This window comes from Bradyrhizobium sp. STM 3843 (genome assembly GCF_000239815.1).
GTDB lineage: Bacteria > Pseudomonadota > Alphaproteobacteria > Rhizobiales > Xanthobacteraceae > Bradyrhizobium.
This window is the reverse complement of sequence record NZ_CAFK01000012.1, coordinates 1-20,131: the sequence shown is the minus strand read 5'-3', so window position 1 is coordinate 20,131 and position 20,131 is coordinate 1. Positions and strand designations below refer to the sequence as shown.

Annotated in this window: 19 protein-coding genes; 9 read left to right on the top strand and 10 right to left on the bottom strand. The window is 64.4% G+C overall.

Annotated elements, in window-relative coordinates; all coding sequences use genetic code 11:
• Position 1 precedes the first annotated feature (1 nt).
• A complete protein-coding gene (locus BRAS3843_RS02395; protein WP_008967101.1) occupies positions 2–1,465 on the bottom strand; it encodes an adenylate/guanylate cyclase domain-containing protein in 1,464 nt (487 codons plus the stop codon).
• A gap of 98 nt (positions 1,466–1,563) precedes the next feature.
• The gene (locus BRAS3843_RS02390) at positions 1,564–2,964 is read right to left on the bottom strand and encodes a hypothetical protein (RefSeq protein ID WP_008967100.1); all 1,401 of its coding nucleotides are present in this window, start codon (positions 2,962–2,964) and stop codon (positions 1,564–1,566) included.
• Between the two features lie 356 nt (positions 2,965–3,320).
• Between BRAS3843_RS02390 and BRAS3843_RS02385 the strand changes: the two genes are divergently transcribed.
• The 3 genes from BRAS3843_RS02385 (at position 3,321) to BRAS3843_RS02375 (ending at position 7,933) form a co-directional block, all read left to right on the top strand.
• Positions 3,321–4,148, top strand: a complete 828-nt coding sequence (locus tag BRAS3843_RS02385; RefSeq protein ID WP_008967099.1) for an EfeM/EfeO family lipoprotein — start codon at positions 3,321–3,323, stop codon at positions 4,146–4,148.
• A gap of 84 nt (positions 4,149–4,232) precedes the next feature.
• Positions 4,233–5,672, top strand: a complete 1,440-nt coding sequence (locus BRAS3843_RS02380; protein WP_139024702.1) for a cytochrome c peroxidase — start codon at positions 4,233–4,235, stop codon at positions 5,670–5,672.
• Positions 5,673–5,923: 251 nt separating this feature from the next.
• Entirely contained in the window at positions 5,924–7,933 is a 2,010-nt protein-coding gene (locus BRAS3843_RS02375; protein ID WP_008967097.1) for an alkaline phosphatase family protein, read from the top strand.
• Between the two features lie 90 nt (positions 7,934–8,023).
• Here BRAS3843_RS02375 and BRAS3843_RS02370 read toward each other — a convergent pair whose 3' ends face one another.
• From BRAS3843_RS02370 to BRAS3843_RS02355, 4 genes are all read right to left on the bottom strand, one after another.
• Complete coding sequence (locus BRAS3843_RS02370; RefSeq protein WP_008967096.1) at positions 8,024–8,491, bottom strand: metallophosphoesterase family protein; 468 nt, start codon at positions 8,489–8,491, stop codon at positions 8,024–8,026.
• 204 nt (positions 8,492–8,695) lie between these two features.
• Positions 8,696–10,426, bottom strand: a complete 1,731-nt coding sequence (poxB, locus tag BRAS3843_RS02365) for a ubiquinone-dependent pyruvate dehydrogenase (protein WP_008967095.1) — start codon at positions 10,424–10,426, stop codon at positions 8,696–8,698.
• Between the two features lie 200 nt (positions 10,427–10,626).
• Entirely contained in the window at positions 10,627–11,133 is a 507-nt protein-coding gene (locus tag BRAS3843_RS02360; RefSeq protein ID WP_008967094.1) for a lipocalin-like domain-containing protein, read from the bottom strand.
• 33 nt (positions 11,134–11,166) lie between these two features.
• Positions 11,167–12,030, bottom strand: coding sequence for an SDR family oxidoreductase (locus BRAS3843_RS02355; protein ID WP_008967093.1), 864 nt, complete (start codon positions 12,028–12,030; stop codon positions 11,167–11,169).
• Between the two features lie 98 nt (positions 12,031–12,128).
• On the opposite strand from BRAS3843_RS02355, the gene BRAS3843_RS02350 reads away from it, so the two are divergent.
• Positions 12,129–13,031, top strand: a complete 903-nt coding sequence (locus BRAS3843_RS02350; protein WP_008967092.1) for a LysR family transcriptional regulator — start codon at positions 12,129–12,131, stop codon at positions 13,029–13,031.
• 36 nt (positions 13,032–13,067) lie between these two features.
• Here BRAS3843_RS02350 and BRAS3843_RS02345 read toward each other — a convergent pair whose 3' ends face one another.
• Together BRAS3843_RS02345 and BRAS3843_RS02340 are read right to left on the bottom strand one after the other, a co-directional pair.
• Entirely contained in the window at positions 13,068–15,143 is a 2,076-nt protein-coding gene (locus BRAS3843_RS02345; protein WP_008967091.1) for a HAMP domain-containing methyl-accepting chemotaxis protein, read from the bottom strand.
• 141 nt (positions 15,144–15,284) lie between these two features.
• A complete protein-coding gene (locus BRAS3843_RS02340) occupies positions 15,285–16,142 on the bottom strand; it encodes an alpha/beta hydrolase (RefSeq protein ID WP_008967090.1) in 858 nt (285 codons plus the stop codon).
• 167 nt (positions 16,143–16,309) lie between these two features.
• Here BRAS3843_RS02340 and BRAS3843_RS02335 point away from each other — a divergent pair, with 167 nt between their 5' ends.
• Genes BRAS3843_RS02335 through BRAS3843_RS02325 form a run of 3 tightly spaced genes read left to right on the top strand, consistent with a single transcriptional unit; the run spans position 16,310 to position 17,884 of the window.
• Positions 16,310–17,011 (top strand): alpha/beta fold hydrolase, encoded by a 702-nt coding sequence (locus BRAS3843_RS02335; protein WP_008967089.1) that lies wholly within the window; start codon positions 16,310–16,312, stop codon positions 17,009–17,011.
• Between the two features lie 41 nt (positions 17,012–17,052).
• On the top strand, positions 17,053–17,388 hold the full coding sequence (locus tag BRAS3843_RS02330) for a hypothetical protein (RefSeq protein WP_244425098.1): 336 nt from the start codon (positions 17,053–17,055) through the stop codon (positions 17,386–17,388).
• Positions 17,375–17,884 carry a hypothetical protein gene (locus tag BRAS3843_RS02325; protein WP_008967087.1) on the top strand — a complete coding sequence of 170 codons (510 nt, stop codon included), beginning with the start codon at positions 17,375–17,377 and terminating at the stop codon, positions 17,882–17,884. The genes BRAS3843_RS02330 and BRAS3843_RS02325 overlap by 14 nt, the downstream gene beginning before the upstream one ends.
• A gap of 28 nt (positions 17,885–17,912) precedes the next feature.
• Here the strand turns inward: BRAS3843_RS02325 and BRAS3843_RS40445 are convergent, their stop codons facing one another.
• Positions 17,913–18,224 carry a hypothetical protein gene (locus tag BRAS3843_RS40445; protein ID WP_139024698.1) on the bottom strand — a complete coding sequence of 104 codons (312 nt, stop codon included), beginning with the start codon at positions 18,222–18,224 and terminating at the stop codon, positions 17,913–17,915.
• Positions 18,225–18,257: 33 nt separating this feature from the next.
• Positions 18,258–18,839, bottom strand: coding sequence for a TetR/AcrR family transcriptional regulator (locus tag BRAS3843_RS02320; protein ID WP_008967085.1), 582 nt, complete (start codon positions 18,837–18,839; stop codon positions 18,258–18,260).
• Between the two features lie 191 nt (positions 18,840–19,030).
• Here BRAS3843_RS02320 and BRAS3843_RS02315 point away from each other — a divergent pair, with 191 nt between their 5' ends.
• On the top strand, positions 19,031–19,528 hold the full coding sequence (locus BRAS3843_RS02315; RefSeq protein WP_008967084.1) for a (2Fe-2S)-binding protein: 498 nt from the start codon (positions 19,031–19,033) through the stop codon (positions 19,526–19,528).
• Positions 19,525–20,131: FAD binding domain-containing protein (locus BRAS3843_RS02310; protein WP_035980599.1), on the top strand; the 607-nt coding region annotated here is incomplete at its 3' end. The genes BRAS3843_RS02315 and BRAS3843_RS02310, both read left to right, overlap by 4 nt.

Sequence of the window (20,131 nt, the reverse complement as noted above, 5' to 3'; positions counted from 1 at the left end):
ACTAGGATGTCCGCCGCGCCAGACGATAGACCGACATCGGCTTGCTGACGCCCTTGAGCTCGGCCTCGCTCCTTGTCACCGGATATGGCGCGATGATCTCGGCCACATCAGGCGCACGAAAGACGTCTTCGGTGAGGCAGATCTCGTCGCCATCGGCAAGGTTCTGCACCCGCGCCGCGATGTTCACCGTCTGACCGAAATAATCCAGCCGCTCGTTGAGCGTGACCGCGATCGAGGCGCCGCGATGCACGCCGATCTTGAGGATGAAATCGCGCTGCGGACGGTCGCGATTGAGCTGATCCACCGCCTCCTGCATCTCGAGCGCCGCCCGCACCGCATCGGCCGAGGTCGAAAACGCGGCCATCACGGCGTCACCGATCGTCTTGGTGACGGCGCCATTGTGCCGCACGGTGACGTCGAGCAGATGCTGGAAATGCCGCTGTACCTGGATGTAGGCATTGAGATCGCCGATCCGCTCGTAGAGCGCCGTCGAGCCCTTCAGATCGGTGAAGACCAGGGTGACGTCGAGCACCGCGATGCCCTCGGTCGCGCTGATCACCTCCGAGCGGAAGAAATCGCGGAAGGTCTGCGTCATCAACAGCCGCTTGCCGGACAAAGACGGCGTGAAGCGGAGCTTCGGGCGCTGATCCGTCGCCGACGGAAGCTGCAGGATGCCGAACACGACCGGCAGCTTGTTCGAGTTGCTGATCTCGAACACGACCTTGCCGGGCGCGATGTTCGCCACGGCGAGCACGCATGTGCCGGGGTCGAGCATGACCGGCACATGGGACGGCGTGACACTCGCCTCTCGCGTGACCGGGACAACAAACTGCGCGTCGCTGTCGAAATCCTGGCCAAGCAGCGCGCCTTCGCTCGCATCGATCTCAAGACTGGCTGCAGCGCCCGGCTCGATGCGGACGAGCGACCGCACCAACCCTTTGGCGGTCTCGCTCCAGGGCACGCCGTCGGGCATCAGGCCGCCCGGTGTCATCTTATAATGAAAGACGTAATCCCAGGCCGACAGCGTGTCGGGTTCATGGAAACGGATGCGGCGCACGGCAGGCGAAACCGTAAACGTCACCGTGATGTAGTCGTCGAGCGCGGCATCGTAGTCGCTTTGGCAGAGATGGCAGTGGAAATGGGTGTGCAGTTTGCGAAGAGTGCGGAAGCTCTCGACCACGTCGGAGCACATCGGACAGACCAGCAGCCAGTCCATGTCGAACAGCCCGGCCACGCAGGCATGGAGGAAAAGATCGATCGCTTCAGCCTCGGCAATCGATTTCTCGGTGGCGAACTGGATCGGATTGATGCGGTAGAGCGCCTCGTCCGCGCCCGAGCGCAGCAGCGTCTCCAGCCGCGAGACGACGCGCGGGCTCCAGGATTTGGCCGCTTCGAGCGCGACCAGGCGCTCCTCGAGCTTCTTCTCGTCGATCATCGCATGGGCGCCGCGACAAAGACCCAGCATTTTGAGTCCGAAGTTCGCATCATATCGCGGCAAGGTTCGTAAACAAGAGGGCGGCCAGCGCTTTGCCGGCCGCCCCCGCTTGCTGATCGTCTCGCGCGTTACTTCTGCGTCACCACGGCGGTGTTGTGCGAGCCGTATTGTGCGGTGAACGAGGCGTTGGACACGTTGGCGCCGGTGGCCTGGGAGATCGTGGCCATGTTGCCGTAACCGGCCTGGAGCGCGACCTGGGTGTTGTTGCCGGCCACCGCCTGCTGGCCGGTGGTCTGGGCGGCGTTGACCACGTTCGAACCGCCGATCTGGCTGATGAACGAGTTGTTCGTACCGACCGACAGCGGCACCGCCATGGCCTGCGCAACGCTGGCCTTGTTGTCGGCGCCGTGCTGGAAGGTCAGCGCGTTGTTGCTGCCATTGCCGGTGCCGAGCGGCTGCGTCTTCTGCGCGACGGTCACCTGGTTGTCATAGCCGGTCTGGAACGTCGCCTGGGTGTTGCCGCCGTTCTTCTGGTTGATGTCGGCGTTGTTCAGCGCGCCGCGCTGTCCCACGAACGAGGCGTTGGTGTCGTTGGCGGCCTGGTCGGCGGGGGTCGCACCGAAGTTTCCAGCGGTGCTGCCGCCCTGCTTCACCGTGACCGAGTTGGCCTCGCCGATCTGGACCGTCGCGGAGGCGTTGAACACGCCGGGGCTCGCCGAGAAGTCGCCCGCTTTCGCCGAGCCCTTCTGGTCGATCGTGGCGATGTTGTCGGCACCACGTTGCAGCGCCGCCGACGCGTTGCCGTAACCATTGGCGAAGCCGCCATAGGTGCCGCTCGCATCCGCGGTCTTCTGCGACGCCGTGATCATGTTGTTGTCACCGAACTGCGCGGTGAAGGAGGTGTTGGCGCCGCCGACCACCGGCGCTGACGCGGGCGTGATCGCCTTGTTCGATTGCGTCACGACCGCCATGTTGCCGCTGCCGCCCTGAACCGCGGCCTGGTTGTTCTGACCGCCGGTCTGCGTGGCGTAGGTGCTGTTGCCGGCTCCGAACTGCGCGCTGAACGCATTGTTGGCGTAGGCGACGCCGGTCGCCTGCGGATTCGGGGCCGAATTGGTCTGGGTGGTGACGGCGGAGTTGTAGTCGCCGACCTGGACGTTACGCGAGTTGTTTTGGCCGTTGGCGAGGTGGCTCACCTGGGTGGTGACCACGCCGTTGGCGTGACCAACCTGGAAGGTGCCCTGGGTGTTGTTGCCGTTGGTCTGCGTGATCAGCGCGGTGTTGTCGGTGCCGGTCTGGACGTTGGCCGAATTGTTGCTGCCCGGCTTGCCGCCGGTCTGCGTGCTCAGGACCGAATTGTACTGGCCGGCCTGCAGCGTCGCCTGGTTATTGTTGCCTTTCTTCTGCGAGACTGTCGCGCTGTTGTAGGAGCCGACCTGCTTGATGAACGACTCATTGTCGAGATTGCCTGCGGCATAGGCCGCCGGCGCGCTCGCCAGCACGAGCGCGAGGGCAGTAAGTGTTTTCATGGGAAGGATGTACTCTCGTTGTCCAAGGCGGGACGGCGACAATCGCCGCCCTCGGGCGGCGTTTAAACATCGTTAACCTATCGGCCAGATGACAGATCGGTCTTTCATCGCGACGGGATCTGCGGCCGTGCGTCGACGCGTCCGGCAACCGGACAAGCCCCTTTGTCTGACCAACTCATGCAAGTGGTTCCATGCAGCCGCACTTGGCCGCATGTCGTGCCGCACCGGACGACAAAAGGTCGCAGTCGACATAATAGTGATAAGGTCCGCGAAGTAGTTTGCCGCGCGTTATCGATCGTTCGCGAGGTGCCCCATGCGCCGGCCGGCGATGCGAGAGGCAGCTGGGAACATTGACGATGCGCGGTCATCGCCTTCACGCCATCCGATCCATCCACGTGCTTTCGGTCTTGAGCGCCGCCGTGCTGTGCACGGCAGTGGCCGGGCCCGGCCCGGTCGCAGCCGACACCACGCCGACCGCCTCGTTCGATGCGGCGGTCGAGCGCTATCGCACGCAGCTCGTCGCAGATGTCGATGGCAGCATCGCCAGCGTCGAGAAGCTGCGTGACAGCGTCGCCGGCGGTGATCTCGCCCTGGCGAAACAAGCCTGGATCGAAGCCCGGGTCGGGTGGGAACGTGCCGAGGTCTTCACCAGCGGCTTTGCGCCCGAGCTCGACCGCGACATCGATGCCTGGCCGAACGGCCCCACCGGATTTCACGCCATCGAAGTCACGCTGTTCGGCGCCGGCCGCGCCGACGTCTCGCCGCAGATCGAGGCGCTGCTGCGCGACCTGACGGCGATGGCGGCCAAGGCCCGCCAGACCCGATTGACGCCGCAGGGACTGCTCGACGGCCTCTCCCGCCTGGCTTACGAAGTCGGCGAAAGCAAGCTCGACGGCGGCGAGTCGCGTGTCAGCGGCACCTCCCTCAACGACATCAGGCACAACGTCGAGGGCATCGAACAGGCCTACACCACGATCTTCGCCGGCGTGATCGAAAGCCGCGACCCCAAGCTCGACGGAACGGTGCACGGCCGGATCGACGAGCTGAAGCGCATGCTGGTGGCGAGCGATCTCCGGCAGATCGATCAGGATCGGCTTCGCGTCGTCAGCGAAGAGCTCGTGATGACGCTGCAAGCCGCGGCGCCCGAGATCGGCCTGACGCCGCCGACGCTTGAACTCCAATAGAGGCGCCGACGGCCTGCCGGACACAGCGGCGGCGCTGCCCGCAAAAACATGGCCAATCGACATAATTCAGGGACCGGTCTGGTGATGGTACGACGAGCGATGTTCGCGGTTGCGATCAATCTGGTCCTGGCGTCGGGAATTGGCCCGGTAGCCGCGTTTCCGCTCAGCGGTGATCAGAGCGTGCTGCCGGCCGGCACCGAGCTGAACGAAGACGCGATGTATCGGCCGACCGAGGTGTTTCACTCCGAAGCCAGCGGCGGCTTCAAGTCCTACCAAGTCGACCTTGGCGATCTCGCCTTCAACTCCCCGACCCTGCTGGGCGGTCCGGCGCGACGCACGGGCATGAGCTGCGGCACCTGCCACGTCAACGGTGCCGGCAATGCCAGACTCTATGTACCGGGGATGTCGACCCGGCCGGGCAACTTCGACACCACGGGTCCGCTGTTCAATCCCAAGGCCCATAATGGTGTGCTCGACCCGGTCCGGATTCCGAGCCTGCGTGGCGCGCGCTATCTCGCCCCTTACGGCCATGACGGGCGGATCGCCTCGCTGCGCGAGTTCGTCCGCAACGTCATCGTCAACGAATTTGCCGGCGACGAGCCCTCGCCCGCCGTCCTCGACGCCGTGGTCGCCTATATCGAGGACATCGATTTCCTGCGCAACACGAGCCTCGACGCGCGCGGCCGCCTGACCTCGCAATCGAGCGAAGCGGAACGGCGCGGCGAGGCGATCTTCGCGCGGCCGTTTCCGCATGACCCGAACATGAGCTGCGCAACCTGCCATGTTCCATCCGAAGGCTTCGTCGATCACAAGCAGCACAACGTCGGCTCCGGCGGCCTGTTCAAGACCCCGACGCTGCTGAACGCCGATTTCAATGCGCCCTACTTCCACGATGGCCGCTTCGACCGGCTGGACCAGGTCGTCGGGCATTTCGAACGGACCTATGAGCTGGCGCTGACGCCGCAGGATCGCTCCGACCTCATCGCCTATCTCGTCGCCGTCGGCGATGGCTTGGTTCCGCTGGACAGAGAGGGCGTGACGGCGCGGCTCAAGGAGATCAATGATTTCGCGACCGTGCTGGACACCGCCATTCCGGCCCATGATGTCGCCGTCATCGATCTTGCGGTGGACACCATCGGCCGCGAACTGCGCGATCTGACCGAACAGTTTCCGGATCGCCGCGACCCCACGGTGAGCGATGGCCTGCACGAACGCCTCGCCGCGCGCGCGATCCTCAAGGACACGGTGATCCTGTTCCGGCGCATCGGCACCGCTGCTGCAGCCGGACGTTTCGACGACGCCGCGGCGGAATTCGCCAGATATCGCAAACTATCCGTCGTGGCATTGCCGCAGCTGCTCTCCAACGCGCAGCAATGGTCGCTGTTCAATCCCATGGTCCACCGGGCGCATTATGCGGCGCTCTGGCAGAATCTCAGGCAGGCCGGAAAGCCGGCGCCAGTGCCGACCGCTCTTGCTGTTCCGATTGCCGAGACCACAGCGAAGCCGGCTCCGGCGGAACGCTGAGCGCAACTACAACTTAATCGAAAGATCGTGCGCGTGACACGCGCAATCGACGATGCGCAAGATCGACGCTGACACGAACTAAGTAGTCCGGAGCGTTACGTCCGCCCGGTTGAAGTGCTGCGCGATTTCGACCGAATGTGTCTGAATGCATAAAAATGTATTTCAAGTGTTACATATCTCCAGGGCGTGCGTCATAATGTCCTGCAATGAAGGTATTCCTGAACGATTTGCGTTCACGGAGAAGACCTTCAATGAGTTACGCGCATTCAGGTCGTCGTCGCAGCTGGCGATCGACCACAGCTCTCTATGTCACGGTGGCAACATCGATTCTTGCCATCGCAAATGGTGCAATTGCAGCCACGACGGACCCGGCCGACGCGGTGCGGACCACGAGCCCGATCAAGCATGTCATCATCCTGATCGGTGAAAACCGCGGCTTCGACCACACCTTTGCGACCTACACGCCGAAGGGCAAAGGGCAGACCATCAGCAACCTGCTGTCGAAGGGCATCGTCAATGCCGACGGCAGCCCAGGTCCGAACTACGCGCTGGCTCAGCAATATTCGGTCACACCGCAGCCGAGCTACTACATCGGCGCGCCGAAGATCGCCAAGATTCCCTACAACAAGTCGCTGCATCCGATGCCGCAGCCGACCACCGGCGGCGCGCCCTCGGGACCGAATGCGTTCTATCCTTACGGCGTCGGCTACTCCGCTCCGTTCTACGGGCCCGATGGCGATCCGAATTGGGCCCAGGAGGCGCAGCTGGTCCATTCCGAGGATCCGGACATCCAGGTCAGCCAGTTCGGTCTGTTGAGCGAAGGCTGGAGCAACCTGCCGCAGGGCGTGCTTGATACCCGCATTCCCGGCGCCGGCTCGCTCGCCGGCCCGTTCCCGTTCCAGGGTCCGGATATCAGCGAGCACGACTACACCGGTGACCAGACGCATCGCTTCTTCCAGGCTGCCCAGCAGCAGGATTGCAGCCTGGAGAACGCGACCCAGGCCAATCCGACCGGCTGCCTGAACGACCTGTTCCCGTTCACGATGCTGGCGACCAACCAGACCTGGGCGCTCGGCAACCCGATGGGCTTCTACAACATGGCCCAGGGACAGGTTCCGTATTTCAAGACGCTGGCCGATCGCTTCACCTTGAGCGACAACTTCCATCAGTCGTTCCTCGGCGGCACCTATCCGAACCACATGATGCTCGCCACCGGCGACGCCCTGTATTTTTCCGACGGCCAGGGCCACGCGACGGCGCCGAATCCGTCCTGGGTTGCCAATCCGAACCCCTCGCCGACGCTGCCGGATCCGAACGCGATCAACAACTTCACCAATGACCAGAATTTCGTGAACTGCGCCGACAGCACCCAGCCGGGCGTGGCGCCGATCGTGAACTATCTGGCCAGGCTGCCTTATCCCGCCAAGTCGAACTGCGAAGCCGGTCACTACTACCTGATCAACAACTCGAACCCCGGCTATAACCCGAACGGCGCGTTGAGCGGCAGCGTGCCGCCGTCGTCGCTGCGCAGCATCGGCGACGAGCTCAACGAGCACCAGATCACCTGGGCCTGGTTCGGCGCGGGCCTGAAGGATGCCGCCGTCGCGGCGGACAAGAACGAATGGGCCGGCAGCGATCCCGATCATGCTTGGGGCGCCGTCTACTGCGCGATCTGCAACCCATTCCAGTATCTCAGCGCGATCATGGGCGATGCCACCCAGCGCGCGGCACACATGAAGGACACCCGCGACCTGATCGCCGGGATCCAGAACGACACGCTGCCCTCGGTGTCGTTCGGCAAGCCCGACGGCTATATGGACGGTCATCCGCAGTCCTCGAAGATCGACCTGTTCGAGGCCTATGTGCAGAACATCCTGACCGAGTTGCAGAAGAACCCCCGCCTCGCCGCGGAAACCGCCGTGTTCATCACCTTCGACGAGGCCGGCGGCTACTACGATTCCGGCTTCGTGCAGCCGATCGACTTCTTCGGCGACGGACCGCGGATTCCGCTGCTGGTGCTGTCGGCCTATTCGAACGGCGGCAAGATTCACCATTCCTACGGTGACCACGTGTCGCTGCTGAAGTTCATCGAGCGCAATTGGATGTTGAGGCCGCTGACCAACCGCAGCCGCGACAACCTGCCGAACCCGCTGAGCATGCCGGCCAATCCCTATGTGCCGGTCAACATGCCCGCGATCGACGATCTGTTCGATGCGTTCGACTTCACGCATGGGCCGACGGCGCCGAACTATCTTCCCTAAACCGCATCATCGCGAGCCCGACGGGACGACTGCCGTCCCGTCGGAGCCGCCGCGCGGAGCGGCGGAATCTTGCAGAATGGACTTCCGGCCTCAGCCAGCACCGAGATCGTGGATCACGGGCTGCAGATCGCCGGGCCCAAGGTCGAGTGTCGCCAGCGTAATCGGAAGCCGAAACCGGCGCGGGCCGGCGCTGCCGGGATTCAGATAGAGCACACCGCCGATCGTCTCGATCCTGACCTTGTGCGAATGGCCTGAAATCACGGCGTCGATACCGAGCGCCATGGGATCGATGCCGAGCGCGCCGAGATCGTGCAAGACATAGAACGACCGCCCCTCAAGCTGCACTGTCGTCGTCTCGGGATAGTCCCTTGCCCATTCGCCGACATCGACATTGCCCCTGATCGCCGTGACCGGCGCGAACCGGCGCAGTCCGTCCAGCACGTCGGCGCGTCCGATATCGCCGGCGTGAATGATGTGATCGACACCTGCGAGACGATGCACCGCCTCCGGCCTCAGCAGACCGTGCGTATCGGAGATGATGCCTAGTTTGAAGACCATCCCTAAATCACCTCAGAGGCTGTGCGGGAAGAACGCCGGGCCTCATGGTTCGAGACGCGCGGCCTTGCCGCGCCCTCACCATGAGGGTCTACAATCTTGCAGCTGAAAATGCCTCATCCTGAGGAGCCCGCCGGAGGCGGGCGTCTCGAAGGATGGCCACAAAAGATGCTGCCCATGTTCTCTTCATTATGCGCTCGCTCCGCATCACCGCGGCAGCAGGTTCTCCTTGGCGAGATCGATCACCTCGTCGCCGCGACCGCTCATGACGGCGCGGATCACCCAGACGGAAAAGCCCTTGACCTGCTCAAGCCCAATGGTCGGCGGCATCGACAGCTCCTGCTTGGCGGTGACCACGTCCAGCACCGCCGGGCCGTTATGGTTGAGAAACTCGGAGACAGCGCCCGGCAGATCGCCGGGATCCTCGACCCGCCGCCCGTGAATGCCCATCGCGTTCGCCATGGCGGCGAAATCGGGGTTCTCCAAATCGGTGCCACTCTCGACGAAGCCCGCCGCCTTCATCTCCAGCGCGACGAAGCCGAGCGTGCCGTTGTTGTAGATCACCACCTTCACCGGCAGCTTCATCTGCTTCAGGGTGATGAGATCGCCCATCAGCATCGCAAAGCCACCATCGCCGGACAGCGAGATCACTTGGCGGCCGGCCTGCGCGGCCTGGATGCCGATCGCCTGCGACATCGCGTTCGCCATCGAGCCATGCACCAGCGATCCGACCAGGCGGCGCTTACCGTTGACCGCGACATAGCGCGCCGCCCAGATGGTGGGCATGCCGACATCGAAGGTGAAGACCGCATCGTCCGTGGCGGCCTCGCTGAGCAGGCGCGTCAGGTATTGCGGATGGATCGGCGGCCGGCCGGGCGTGCCCACCGCGAGGTCGTCCAACCCGCGCCGCGCCGATTTGTAGCGCGCAAGACCCTCGTCGAGATGGCGGCGGTCGGATTTGTTGCTGAGCTTCGGCAGCAGCGCGCGAATGGTCTCGCCGACATCGCCGACCACGCCGAGGTCGAGCCTGGCGCGGCGCCCGAGCTGGCTCGGCCGGATGTCGACCTGGGCGATGCGCACATCGGTCGGGAAGAACTGCTTGTAGGGAAAATCAGTGCCGAGCATCAGCAGCATGTCGCAGGCATGCATCGCCGCGTAGCCGGAGGAGAAGCCGATGAAGCCGGTGAGCCCGACATCGTAAGGATTCTCGTATTCGACATATTCCTTGCCACCGAGCGCGTGCACGATCGGGCTCTGCAGCGCGCCGGCCAGCGCCATCAGCTCGGCATGGGCGCCGGCGCAGCCGCGGCCGCAGAACAACGTCACGCGCTGCGCGCTGTTCAACAGCTTGGCCAACGCATCGAGCTCGGCTTCGGCCGGACGCACCACCGGTTTCGGCGGTAGCAGGCCGGCTGCGGCCGCGGCCGGGCGCTTCGGCGCTGGTTTCAACGCAACATCGCCGGGAATGACGATCACGGCCACACCACGCTCGCCGAGCGCTGAGCGGATCGCATTCTCCAGCACGAACGGCATCTGCGAGGCATCGGAGATCAGCTCGCAATAGACGCTGCATTCCCGGAACAGGTTTTGCGGATGCGTCTCCTGGAAATAGCCGCCGCCGATCTCGCTGGACGGGATATGCGCCGCGATCGCCAGCACCGGCGTGCGGCTGCGCTGCGCGTCGTAAAGGCCGTTGATCAGATGCAGATTGCCGGGACCGCAGGAGCCGGCGCACACCGCCAGCCGCCCGGTGATCTGCGACTCGCCCGAGGCCGCGAACGCCGCGGCCTCCTCGTGACGGACGTGAATCCAGTCGATGGTCTGCCGCCGGCGCAGCGACTCCGTCAGCCCATTCAGGCTATCGCCGACGACGCCATAGATCCGCTCGACGCCGGCAAGCTCCAGGGTCTCGACGATATGGTCTGCTATCGTGGCCATCGCGCGGGGTCCTTCTGAATGGGGGTAAAGCTGCGGCAATCGAGATAGTTCGTGAAATCGTAGCTACCGCCGCTGAAACGCCCTAGTCAAAATCCCGTGCCGCACAAAGTTCCTGGACTGCAATGGTCAAAACGTGAGCAGAGCGTTCAATTCCGATTTCGGAGCACGCGATGTGTGCAGCCCTGTGATGTCTCGAAGTCTCACCGCACCCGCTGCCAGGTGATGACGATCCTGGTCCCTTCCGGCCGCAGGAAATTCTCAGACATGCGATCGCCGTCCACGTCGAGCCGCAGCTGCTTGCGCGTCCTGATGTCACCGACCCAGTTTGGGAAGGTCGAACCCTCGACACGATTGCCACTGAACTCGCCGTTCTCGTCCACCTCATAGGTGCCGAAAAAGCCGATGCTTCCCGCCATCGCCGCCTGGTTCTCCTCCGCGGTGCCGTGGCCGCGGGCATTCGACGCGAATTTCGGAATCGTGGAGTCGGTGAGGACCTCCACGAAATGCATGTCGGCGGTGAAAACCAGCAGGCCGTTCGGCACAGGGCCATAGGCCGGCACGTTGCGGCCATCCGGATCGATCTGCGCCGATATCATCCGCCACGTGCCCAGCACCTTGTTGGCCGGGGCAGACTGCGCGGATGTGGCCATGAGCACGAGCCCGAGCGAGATGATGATGCGGCGTGACATTGGCATCGATACTGACATGGGTTGCTCCTGGATTCGTACGCGATACTTGACTCAAGTCGCCGTGTGAGACGCGCCGGCCGACGACGCCGCATCGCGGTCGGCGGACAATGCCACATCGCGCTGCGCTTCGATCTCGGTGAGACGGCGCCTCAGTTCGCGGGTGAGATTGACGAAAGCCGTGCTGCCAAGAGCGAGCCGGAACGGCGGCTTGGCGCTGTCGGCAGCAGCGATGATCGCCACGACCGTCCGCCCTGCGTCACCCTTCAGCTCGAAGCTGCGTTCGTTGACCGCGCGTCGCACCGCGCCGGCCGGCGTCGCTTCGTAGGCGGGGATGGGCGGCGCCATGACGAGGGCCGCGCCGAAATTGGTCGCTGTAGGCCCAGGCTCGGCGATCATGAAGTTAATGCCGAGCGGGGCGACCTCCTGGGCCACGCTCTCGACGAAGCCTTCGATGCCCCATTTGGTGGCGTGGTAAAGGCTGAAGGCAGGATAGGCGATCTGGCCTCCCTCCGACGAGATCTGAACGATCCGGCCACCGCCCTGCCGGCGCAGATGCGGCAACACCGCCCGGATGAACTGAATGCCGCCGGTGAGATTGGTTGCGATCTGGCGCTCGATCTGCGCGTCCGACAGTTCCTCGGCGGCGCCGACCAGACCGTAGCCCGCATTGCTGACGACGACATCGATCCGCTCCCAGCGCCGGAACGCCGCATCAACCGCCATGCGGATGCTGTCCGTGTCCGTGAGATCGAGCCTGACGACGGTCAGACTGTCCCGATGCTGAAGCCGCAGATCGGCGAGCGCATCGTCACGCCGGACCGTCGCCACGACGCGGTCGCCGCGATCCAGCAGCTGCTCCACCATTGTACGGCCGAGGCCGGATGAGGCGCCGGTGACAAGCCATGTCTTGTTCATCCCTATCTCCATGATCTCTCAACATCTGCGAGATAGGCGGGACCAACTGACGCTATAAGGCATTCGGTGTTGGATGACTCCGTGAGGAAATTTCACCAGTGGCCAAGCCGACGTTCAACGAACTTGCCGCCTTTGCCGCCGTCGCCGAACATCTCAGCTTCCGCAAGGCCGCCGACGCCCTTGGCGTGTCGCGCTCGGCCCTGAGCCATACGCTGCTGGGCCTGGAGCAAAGTGTCGGCGTGCGGCTGTTGAACCGGACCACGCGCAGCGTGTCGCTGACGGAAGCCGGTGCTCAGCTGCTCGCCGGCATTCGCCCGGTGCTGCTGGACCTGGACGCGGCGCTCGACAGGCTCGCCGAGGCGCGGGGCGCGCCGGCAGGAAAGCTGCGCGTCAACGCCAACAAAAGCGCAACGCGGCTGCTGCTGGGCCGGGTGGTTCCGCGGTTCCTAGCGAAATTCCCTGCCGTCGAACTGGATCTCGTCTCTGACGGGCGCCTCGTCGACATTGTCGAGACCGGCTTTGACGCCGGCGTCCGCCTGGCCGAGGACGTGCCTCAAGACATGGTGGCCGTGAGGCTCGGCGGCGACGTCCGCTTCGTTGCCGTTGCTTCGCCGGCCTACCTGGCGCAACAGCCGGTCCCGAACACACCCGACGATCTCCAGGCGCATCGCTGCATTCGTCATCGGCTGCCGAGCGGCAAGCTGTATCGCTGGGAATTCAGCAAACATGGTGAGGAGATGACGGTGGATGTGCCGGGCGCTCTGACGCTCGATGACAATGATTTCATGGCTCACGCGGCGGCGGATGGATTGGGCATTGCCTATGTGCCGCAGTCGGCCGCGCAACATTGGCTCGACGCCGGGCAGCTCGTCCTGGTTCTCGCCGATTGGTGTCCGCCGATCCCAGGGCTTGCGCTCTATTATCCCCGCAACCGTCACGTTCCGTCGGCGCTGCGCGCGTTCATCGACACCGTGAAAGAGACCAACGCACAGCGCGATTGACCGCGAAGCCTTGCGATCCCCGCGACCGGCTCCCGCTCACGCCGCGCGCACGGAATCCAGGAAGCGCGCGACCTCGCTACGCAGGCGGCTGCTCTGGCCCGCGAGCGATTTGGCCGCCGACAACACCTGCGACGAGGCCGACCCGGTCTGGTCGGCGCCCTGCCGCACATTGGCGATATTGGCCGAGACCTCCTGGGTGCCGTGCGCGGCCTGCTGCACGTTGCGGGAGATTTCGCGCGTCGCGGAGCTCTGCTCCTCGACGGCGGACGCGATCGCCGACGCAATCTCCGACATGCGCGCGATGGTCTCGCCGATCTCCTTGATCGAGCTGACCGACTCCTGGGTCGCGCCCTGGATGCCGCCGATCTGCTGGCCGATTTCGCCGGTCGCCTTCGCGGTCTGCTCGGCCAGTGCCTTCACTTCCGAGGCGACCACGGCAAAGCCGCGGCCGGCCTCGCCGGCGCGGGCGGCCTCGATGGTGGCGTTGAGCGCCAGCAGGTTGGTCTGGCCGGCGATCGCGTTGATCAGCTCGACGACGTCGCCGATCCGCGCCGCCGCCTTGGCGAGCTCGCCGACGCGCTCATTGGTCCGGCGGGCCTGCTCCATCGCCTCGCCGGCGATCTTCGCCGAATCGTGCACCTGGCGGCTGATCTCGTCGACCGACGATGTCATCTGCTCGGCGGCGGCGGCGACCGAATGCACATTGGTCGACGCCTCCTCGGAAGCGCCGGCAACCACGGTGGCAAGCTCCAGCGAGCGGCCGGCCGTCGTGGTCAGCATGCCGGCGGAGCGCTCCAACTCGCCCGCGGCCTCCGAGACCACGCTGATGACCTCGCCGATCGCGGTCTCGAACTCGCGCGTGAAGCGCTCGACCCGCTGGCCGCGCTCGATCTTCGCCTGCGCGTCCTGCGCAGCGGCAGCCTCGGCGGCCTTCTTCGCCAGCAAGGCTTCCTTGAACGTCTCCAGCGACCCCGCCATGGCCGCAATCTCGTCGTCGCGACCACTCGCGGGGATCGCGACATCGTCGCGGCCGTTGGCCATCTCGCCGATCACCTTGGTGAGGTTCACGATCGGATTGATGACGCGCCGGCGCAACAGCATGGTGACGCCGACCAAGAGACCAAGCAAGGCGGCCACGACGGTGGCCGCAAGTGCCAGCATGATTCGCGCCCGGTCGCGCGAGGCGCTGGCGCGCTCGAGCGCATCCGCGGTCGCGGCATCGCGCACGACAAAGAATTTCTGAATCGGGGGCACCACCACGTCAGCCAGCTGACCGGCGTCGAGCGAAAAATTGGCGTCGCCGAGCCCCGTTGCGATCTCCTTGTCCACGATGACGGCGGCGCGGTCGAAATAGGCCTGCTTGGCGTCCTTCAGCGCATCCGCAAGCCGCGCTGGACTGCCGAGCTGTTCGACTCCGGCCTCGATCCGATCGCGATCGGACTCGATGCGCCCTTGAGCGCGGTCCATGATGGCCTTCTCGGCGGCCACCACCTGCCGGCGTGCGCTGATCGCCGGCGACAGCGTCGCGGCGCGAGCCCCCGCGGTGACGCGCAAATCCTGAGCCGTGCGGGCGACATCGAGCAGCGTCGTCAATGAAGCGTCGGTGCTTGCGACATCATTTTGCAGGCGGTTCAGGATCGGCTCGATGATCGCCACCACCTGGGCAACCCCAGGCAGGAAGCCTTTCACAACGGCCTGGTCCCGCGCGCTCATCGGCTGCGAGAGCACCCTGTCGGTCGCAGCACGAACCTCGTTCAGCTTCGCCGCGGCCTTGTTGAGGCTGTCGGAGACCGCCTGGGCATCGCTGAGTTCGGCCACCGCGCTCTGCGCCTTGGCCAAAGCCGCGTCGGTCGACTGCTTGATCTTGGTGATGGCGGCGAGCTGCGCTTCGCTGGCGGGCGGTTCGGCAAACAAAGGCGTGATATAGGGCGCGCGATTGCCGACCACGTTCTGCGAAAACAGCAGGATGGCCTCGAACGCCCCCACCGTCTTGATCGCGTCCGACTTGTCGGCAAGCGTCCGATATTGCCCGACCACGACCTGCGCCGCCGGCAACACCGCCAGCGCCGTCACCGACAGCATCGACACCGCAAAGAGCTGACCGATCTTCATGAGCCCGGCTTCCACCACATGCTTATTGTTGTTTTGAACATGTGACCAGGACAGCTAATTTTTGGCTAAGCGTCCGCCCGACCCGTAATTTTGCGGGCCGGCCGGCGGCGTCTGAACGTCGGTCAGTGCTGAGCGCGGCTGCTATTTGCCGTCGAGGAAGCGCAGCATCGCGGCATTGAACAGCTCCGGATCCTGCAGGAAGGCGAAATGGCTCGCATTCGGCAGGATCAGGAGCCCCGCGTGTGGAATGGTGGATGCCAGATATTCGGTGTGCTCGCGCTTGATCGCCTCGTCATGGTCGCCGTCGACGATCCAGACCGGTGAGGTGATCGACTGCAGCTGCGCGTCGGTCCAGTTCGGCTGCTCGGCCCACATCTTGCTGATCTGGGCGACGAAATCGTCATAGGCCTTGGGCGTGGCGGAGTTGGCCTCGTACTCATGTCCGGCGCGTTCGATGAAGGCCGCGAAGGTCGGGTTCTTCTCGACGCCGTCCTTGACGCCTGACGTGACAGAATTGGCGGCAAAGGCAAACACCTTGCCGACGCGATCCTTGTGGCGAAGCGCGAGATCGAGCCCGATGATGCCGCCGTCGCTCCAGCCGACGATATCGGCCTTGGCGATCTTGAGCTCGTCCATTAGCGCCACGACGTCGTCGGCCATCAGATCGTAGCCATACGGGCGGGCATCGCGGGTGCTCCGGCCATGGCCGCGGCTGTCCATCACCACCACCCTATGATGCGGCGCCAGCGCCTCGACCTGATGGCCCCAATAATCGGCATTCGCGAGCCCGCCATGCAGCAGGATGACGGGCGTGCCGCCCTGAACCGGGGCGTCGCCATAGACGCGATAATAGATGCTGATGCCGTTGACCGCCGCATGGCCCGCGCGCTGGGTCGCGACCGGCTGCGGCGTCGGCGGCAGCGTCTCCCATCGCTCGGCGGCGAGCGCCGGCAGCGACGCGGCAACACAGAAGAAGAACACGAGGAACAGGCGGTGCATGGCGATTTCCCGAACTGGCTATGATAGGCTTTCTGCAACATGCGATATTGCGACAGAATGTCCGCGGAATGACGCTAGAGTTGCGGCCGTAACACGCCGCCGCATTGCGTCAGAAGCTAGGCCTCTGTCGCCGCCGGATCAAATGGCTCGTGCAAGGGGGAACGCTCATGCCGGATATGCTGCCGATCGTGCTGGTGCCTGGGCTGATCTCATCCCCCCGCATCTATACGCCCGTGATCCCGCCGCTCTGGCAGCTCGGGCCGGTGACGGTGGCGAACCACATCCGCGACGACAGCATGGGCGCGATCGCGCGCCGCATTCTCAAGGAAGCGCCGCCGCGCTTTGCGCTCGCCGGACATTCGATGGGCGGCTACATCGCCTTCGAGATCATGCGCCAGGCGCCGGAGCGTGTGGCAAGGCTGGCCCTGATCAACACCCAGGCGCGACCGGACACGCCGGAGGCCAGCGCGCGCCGCCGCGACATGATCGCGCGGGCGCACGCCGGCGGCTATCACGCCATCGTCGACGAATTGTTCGCCGGCTTCGTGCATCCGTCGCGCCGTGACGAGGCCGCGCATCGCCGGCTGGTGCACGACATGGCCGACGACGTCGGCGTCGACGGCTTTCTCAAACAGCAGGCCGCGATCATGGCACGGCCGGATTCGCGGCCCACGCTGACTGCGATCCGCTGCCCGACATTGGTGCTGACGAGCGATACCGACAACACCATCCCGAACAGCCTGTCGCAGGAGATGGCCGACGAGATCGCCGGCTCCTGGCTCGTGATGCTGGAGAATTGCGGCCACCTGCCGCAGGTCGAGCGGCCGGAGGCCACGGCGAAGGCGCTGGTGGAGTGGTTAAGGGGCTAATTAGCCATCGCATGCGAGGAACTGTGGAAAGGACCGCCCTCGTGCCGGTGGCAAACCGATCGAATGCGGCATACAATGCGATGATGTTGGAAAATTCGCAGATCGCAAAGATTGCACGTCAGGTGGCTACCGCGAACCTGAGCAGCTCGGCTGTGGTCACAACCGTCACAACTGCGCCTTTCACGGACTCCGAAGGCCGCGACGCGTTGCGAATCACGATCGTTCTGAGCCCCGTTGAGGGGGCCAAGATCGAAGGGGACGCGACCCTCGATACCCTCGTTCAGATTCAAGAACATCTTCTGGCGGCGGGTGAAGAGCGCTTTCCACTCTTGGAATATGCGACGGAGAACGAGGTCACCGCCGGTGGCGATTCTTAATCCGGAGCATTTGCTTGAACAGGCGGAGCAATTGATCGTGCCGCCGGCTGCAGGGCCACCGCGCCAAGTCAATATCAGGCGCGCCATCTCCGCGGCCTACTATGGGCTGTTTCATGCTACGTTGATCGCGGCTGCGGATCAATTCATCGGCGTGACCAAACAGACGACTCCATTGTACTCGCTGGTCTATCGGGCGGTGGACCATCGAGCTCTGAGATCGCTATGCGAAGAGATCAAGAAGTCGAAGCTATCGGCCAAATACTTGCCCTATGAACCCTCGGGAGGTTTTGGATCGAACTTGATGGCGTTCGCACTCGCGGTGCTGGAACTCCAGGAGAAGCGCCACGAAGCCGATTACAATCCGATGATCCGAATGAAAAGCTTGGACGCTCAGTTGGCTATCGCGACAGCAAGAGCTGCGCTGACAAGGTTCGAAGCTGCGCGCGGGCAAAGCCGGGAAGCGTTTCTCACGTTGTTGCTATTCCCGCCGCGGTAAGCATCGCGGCCAATCTACCGTTAGACTTCTATTGGCTCGAACTCGGCTCAATCTGGAGAAGCGAGCGCGCTTGGCCCGATTGGACAAGAAATGCCGCCGCACGCTCCATCGCCGAGCGGGTCACAGATCGAACAACAATGAGATTCTGTTCAAAGAAGCAATCATTGCCGCAGCTAAATTCGTCTCGAATTTCTTGAGAAAGGCGTACCGGATCATAGAATGTAAGAGAATAGGTCTTGCCTGAGACGGTCAGCTGTGCGCCGGTAAACCATCCTTTTGCAGTCGTTGCCCATTCATGCCTGTCGAAATCTTCCGGCAACGTGAGAAGGAAATCTGACATAACGCTCTCCGACGCGGATGCACATCGCACGGGCTAATTCGTCACCCTCAACCCGTCCACGAACACATCCAGCAGCCGTAGCACGCTCTGCTGCCAGCCGGTCTGGTCGTGCATGTAGCACATGCCGATGAGGGCGCGGAGCAGGTCGTCGGCGGTGACGTCGCTGCGGACGTCGCCGGCTTCAACGGCGCGCGCGAGCAGGGCGTTGATCGACGCGGTGAGATGCGCGTGGGAATAGGCGGCAAGCTCGGAGTTCGCATTCATGACGATCGCCAGTGCGGCCATCATGCCCTTCTTGGTGGCCACGAACTGCACGGTCGAGCGCAGCCAGTGCCGGAGCGCCTCGACCGGAGAAGGCTCGCTCTTCAGCGCCTCGGCCAGCTCGGAGAGCTGCTCGACCTCGCGACGATAGACCGCCTCGAACAGGTCCTCGCGGGTCGGGAAATGCCGATAGAGCGTGCCGATGCCGACGCCGGCCTGCCGCGCCACCGCTTCGAGGCTCGCGCCCGCGCCGCCGGCCGAGAACACGGTCTTGGCCGCCTCCAGCACGCGGTCGCGGTTGCGGAGCGCATCGGCCCGCGGCTTGCGCAGCCGCTCTTGTGATTTGGTCGACATCTCACCAGCTCTTGATTGCTCGTTCCTAATGTCCCCTTGATAAACGGAGGCATCCTCCGTATAAACGGACACGTCACCCGGGGCCAGCCACTCCCTGCCCAGCTCCGCGGGTGCCGGATCGGACGGACCGACAGCCCGTAAGGCGTTTCCGTTGCGATCCGATTAGGCCATAGCTTCGATCGGAACAACGCATGAATTGGACTGTCAGACTCACCGTCAACGGTGAGCCGCGAACCCTTGCGCTCGACGACCCCCGTGTCACGCTGCTCGACCTCCTGCGTGAACGCCTCCATCTCACCGGGACCAAGAAGGGCTGCGACCGCGGCCAATGCGGCGCCTGCACCGTGCTGGTCGACGGCCGCCGCATCAACTCCTGCCTGACCTTGGCCGCGAGCCTCGACGGCGCCGAGATCACCACCATCGAAGGCGTGGCGGATGGCGACCACCTGCACCCGGTGCAGGAGGCCTTCATCGCCCATGACGCGCTGCAATGCGGCTTCTGCACGCCGGGCCAGATCATGAGCGCGATTGGCCTGATCAACGAAGGCCAGGCCGGCGACGACGCTGAGCGCATCCGTGAGGGTATGAGCGGCAATCTGTGCCGCTGCAGCGCCTATGTCGGCATCGTCGAGGCGGTGCAGAACGCGCAGCAGACCCTGGCGAGCAAGAAGACGGAGCGCGCGGCATGAACCGGTTCGACTATGTGAAGCCGGCCAGCATCGCGGAGGCGATCGCCGCCGCGAGCCAGCCCGGCGCTGCCTATCTCGCCTCCGGCACCAATCTTCTGGACCTGATGAAAGGCAATGTGGTCAGGCCGGCACGGCTGGTCGACATTTCCCGCCTGCCCGAGCTCAACCGGATCGAACAGCTCGCCAATGGCGACGTCAGGATCGGCGCGCTGCTGCGCAATGCCGATCTGGCGCATCATCCCGACGTCGCACGGGATTTTCCGGCAGTGGCGGAAGCGCTGCTGTCGGGCGCCTCGGCGCAGTTGCGCAACGCGGCGACGGTCGGCGGCAACCTGCTGCAGCGGACCCGCTGCGCCTATTTCTACGACCCGGCCTCCGCCTGCAACAAGCGCAAGCCCGGCGCGGGCTGCGATGCGCTGGACGGCGAGAACAGCCAGCACGCCGTGCTCGGATGGAGCGAGGCCTGCATCGCCACCAACCCGTCCGATTTCTGCGTGCCGCTCGCGGCGTTCGATGCCGTCGTCGAAATCGAGGGCAACGCTGGAAAACGCGAGGTCGCGCTCGAAGCCCTGCATCTGTTGCCCGGCACGACCCCGGAGCGCG

Bases quoted from the DNA above. Each gene is read 5' to 3' on its own strand.
- BRAS3843_RS02395 (WP_008967101.1), bottom strand. From the start codon at position 1,465: ATGCTGGGTCTTTGTCGCGGCGCCCATGCGATGATCGACGAGAAGAAG.
- BRAS3843_RS02390 (WP_008967100.1), bottom strand. From the start codon at position 2,964: ATGAAAACACTTACTGCCCTCGCGCTCGTGCTGGCGAGCGCGCCGGCG.
- BRAS3843_RS02385 (WP_008967099.1), top strand. From the start codon at position 3,321: ATGCGCGGTCATCGCCTTCACGCCATCCGATCCATCCACGTGCTTTCG.
- BRAS3843_RS02380 (WP_139024702.1), top strand. From the start codon at position 4,233: ATGGTACGACGAGCGATGTTCGCGGTTGCGATCAATCTGGTCCTGGCG.
- BRAS3843_RS02375 (WP_008967097.1), top strand. From the start codon at position 5,924: ATGAGTTACGCGCATTCAGGTCGTCGTCGCAGCTGGCGATCGACCACA.
- BRAS3843_RS02370 (WP_008967096.1), bottom strand. From the start codon at position 8,491: ATGGTCTTCAAACTAGGCATCATCTCCGATACGCACGGTCTGCTGAGG.
- poxB (WP_008967095.1), bottom strand. From the start codon at position 10,426: ATGGCCACGATAGCAGACCATATCGTCGAGACCCTGGAGCTTGCCGGC.
- BRAS3843_RS02360 (WP_008967094.1), bottom strand. From the start codon at position 11,133: ATGTCAGTATCGATGCCAATGTCACGCCGCATCATCATCTCGCTCGGG.
- BRAS3843_RS02355 (WP_008967093.1), bottom strand. From the start codon at position 12,030: ATGAACAAGACATGGCTTGTCACCGGCGCCTCATCCGGCCTCGGCCGT.
- BRAS3843_RS02345 (WP_008967091.1), bottom strand. From the start codon at position 15,143: ATGAAGATCGGTCAGCTCTTTGCGGTGTCGATGCTGTCGGTGACGGCG.
- BRAS3843_RS02340 (WP_008967090.1), bottom strand. From the start codon at position 16,142: ATGCACCGCCTGTTCCTCGTGTTCTTCTTCTGTGTTGCCGCGTCGCTG.
- BRAS3843_RS02335 (WP_008967089.1), top strand. From the start codon at position 16,310: ATGCCGGATATGCTGCCGATCGTGCTGGTGCCTGGGCTGATCTCATCC.
- BRAS3843_RS40445 (WP_139024698.1), bottom strand. From the start codon at position 18,224: ATGTCAGATTTCCTTCTCACGTTGCCGGAAGATTTCGACAGGCATGAA.
- BRAS3843_RS02320 (WP_008967085.1), bottom strand. From the start codon at position 18,839: ATGTCGACCAAATCACAAGAGCGGCTGCGCAAGCCGCGGGCCGATGCG.
- BRAS3843_RS02315 (WP_008967084.1), top strand. From the start codon at position 19,031: ATGAATTGGACTGTCAGACTCACCGTCAACGGTGAGCCGCGAACCCTT.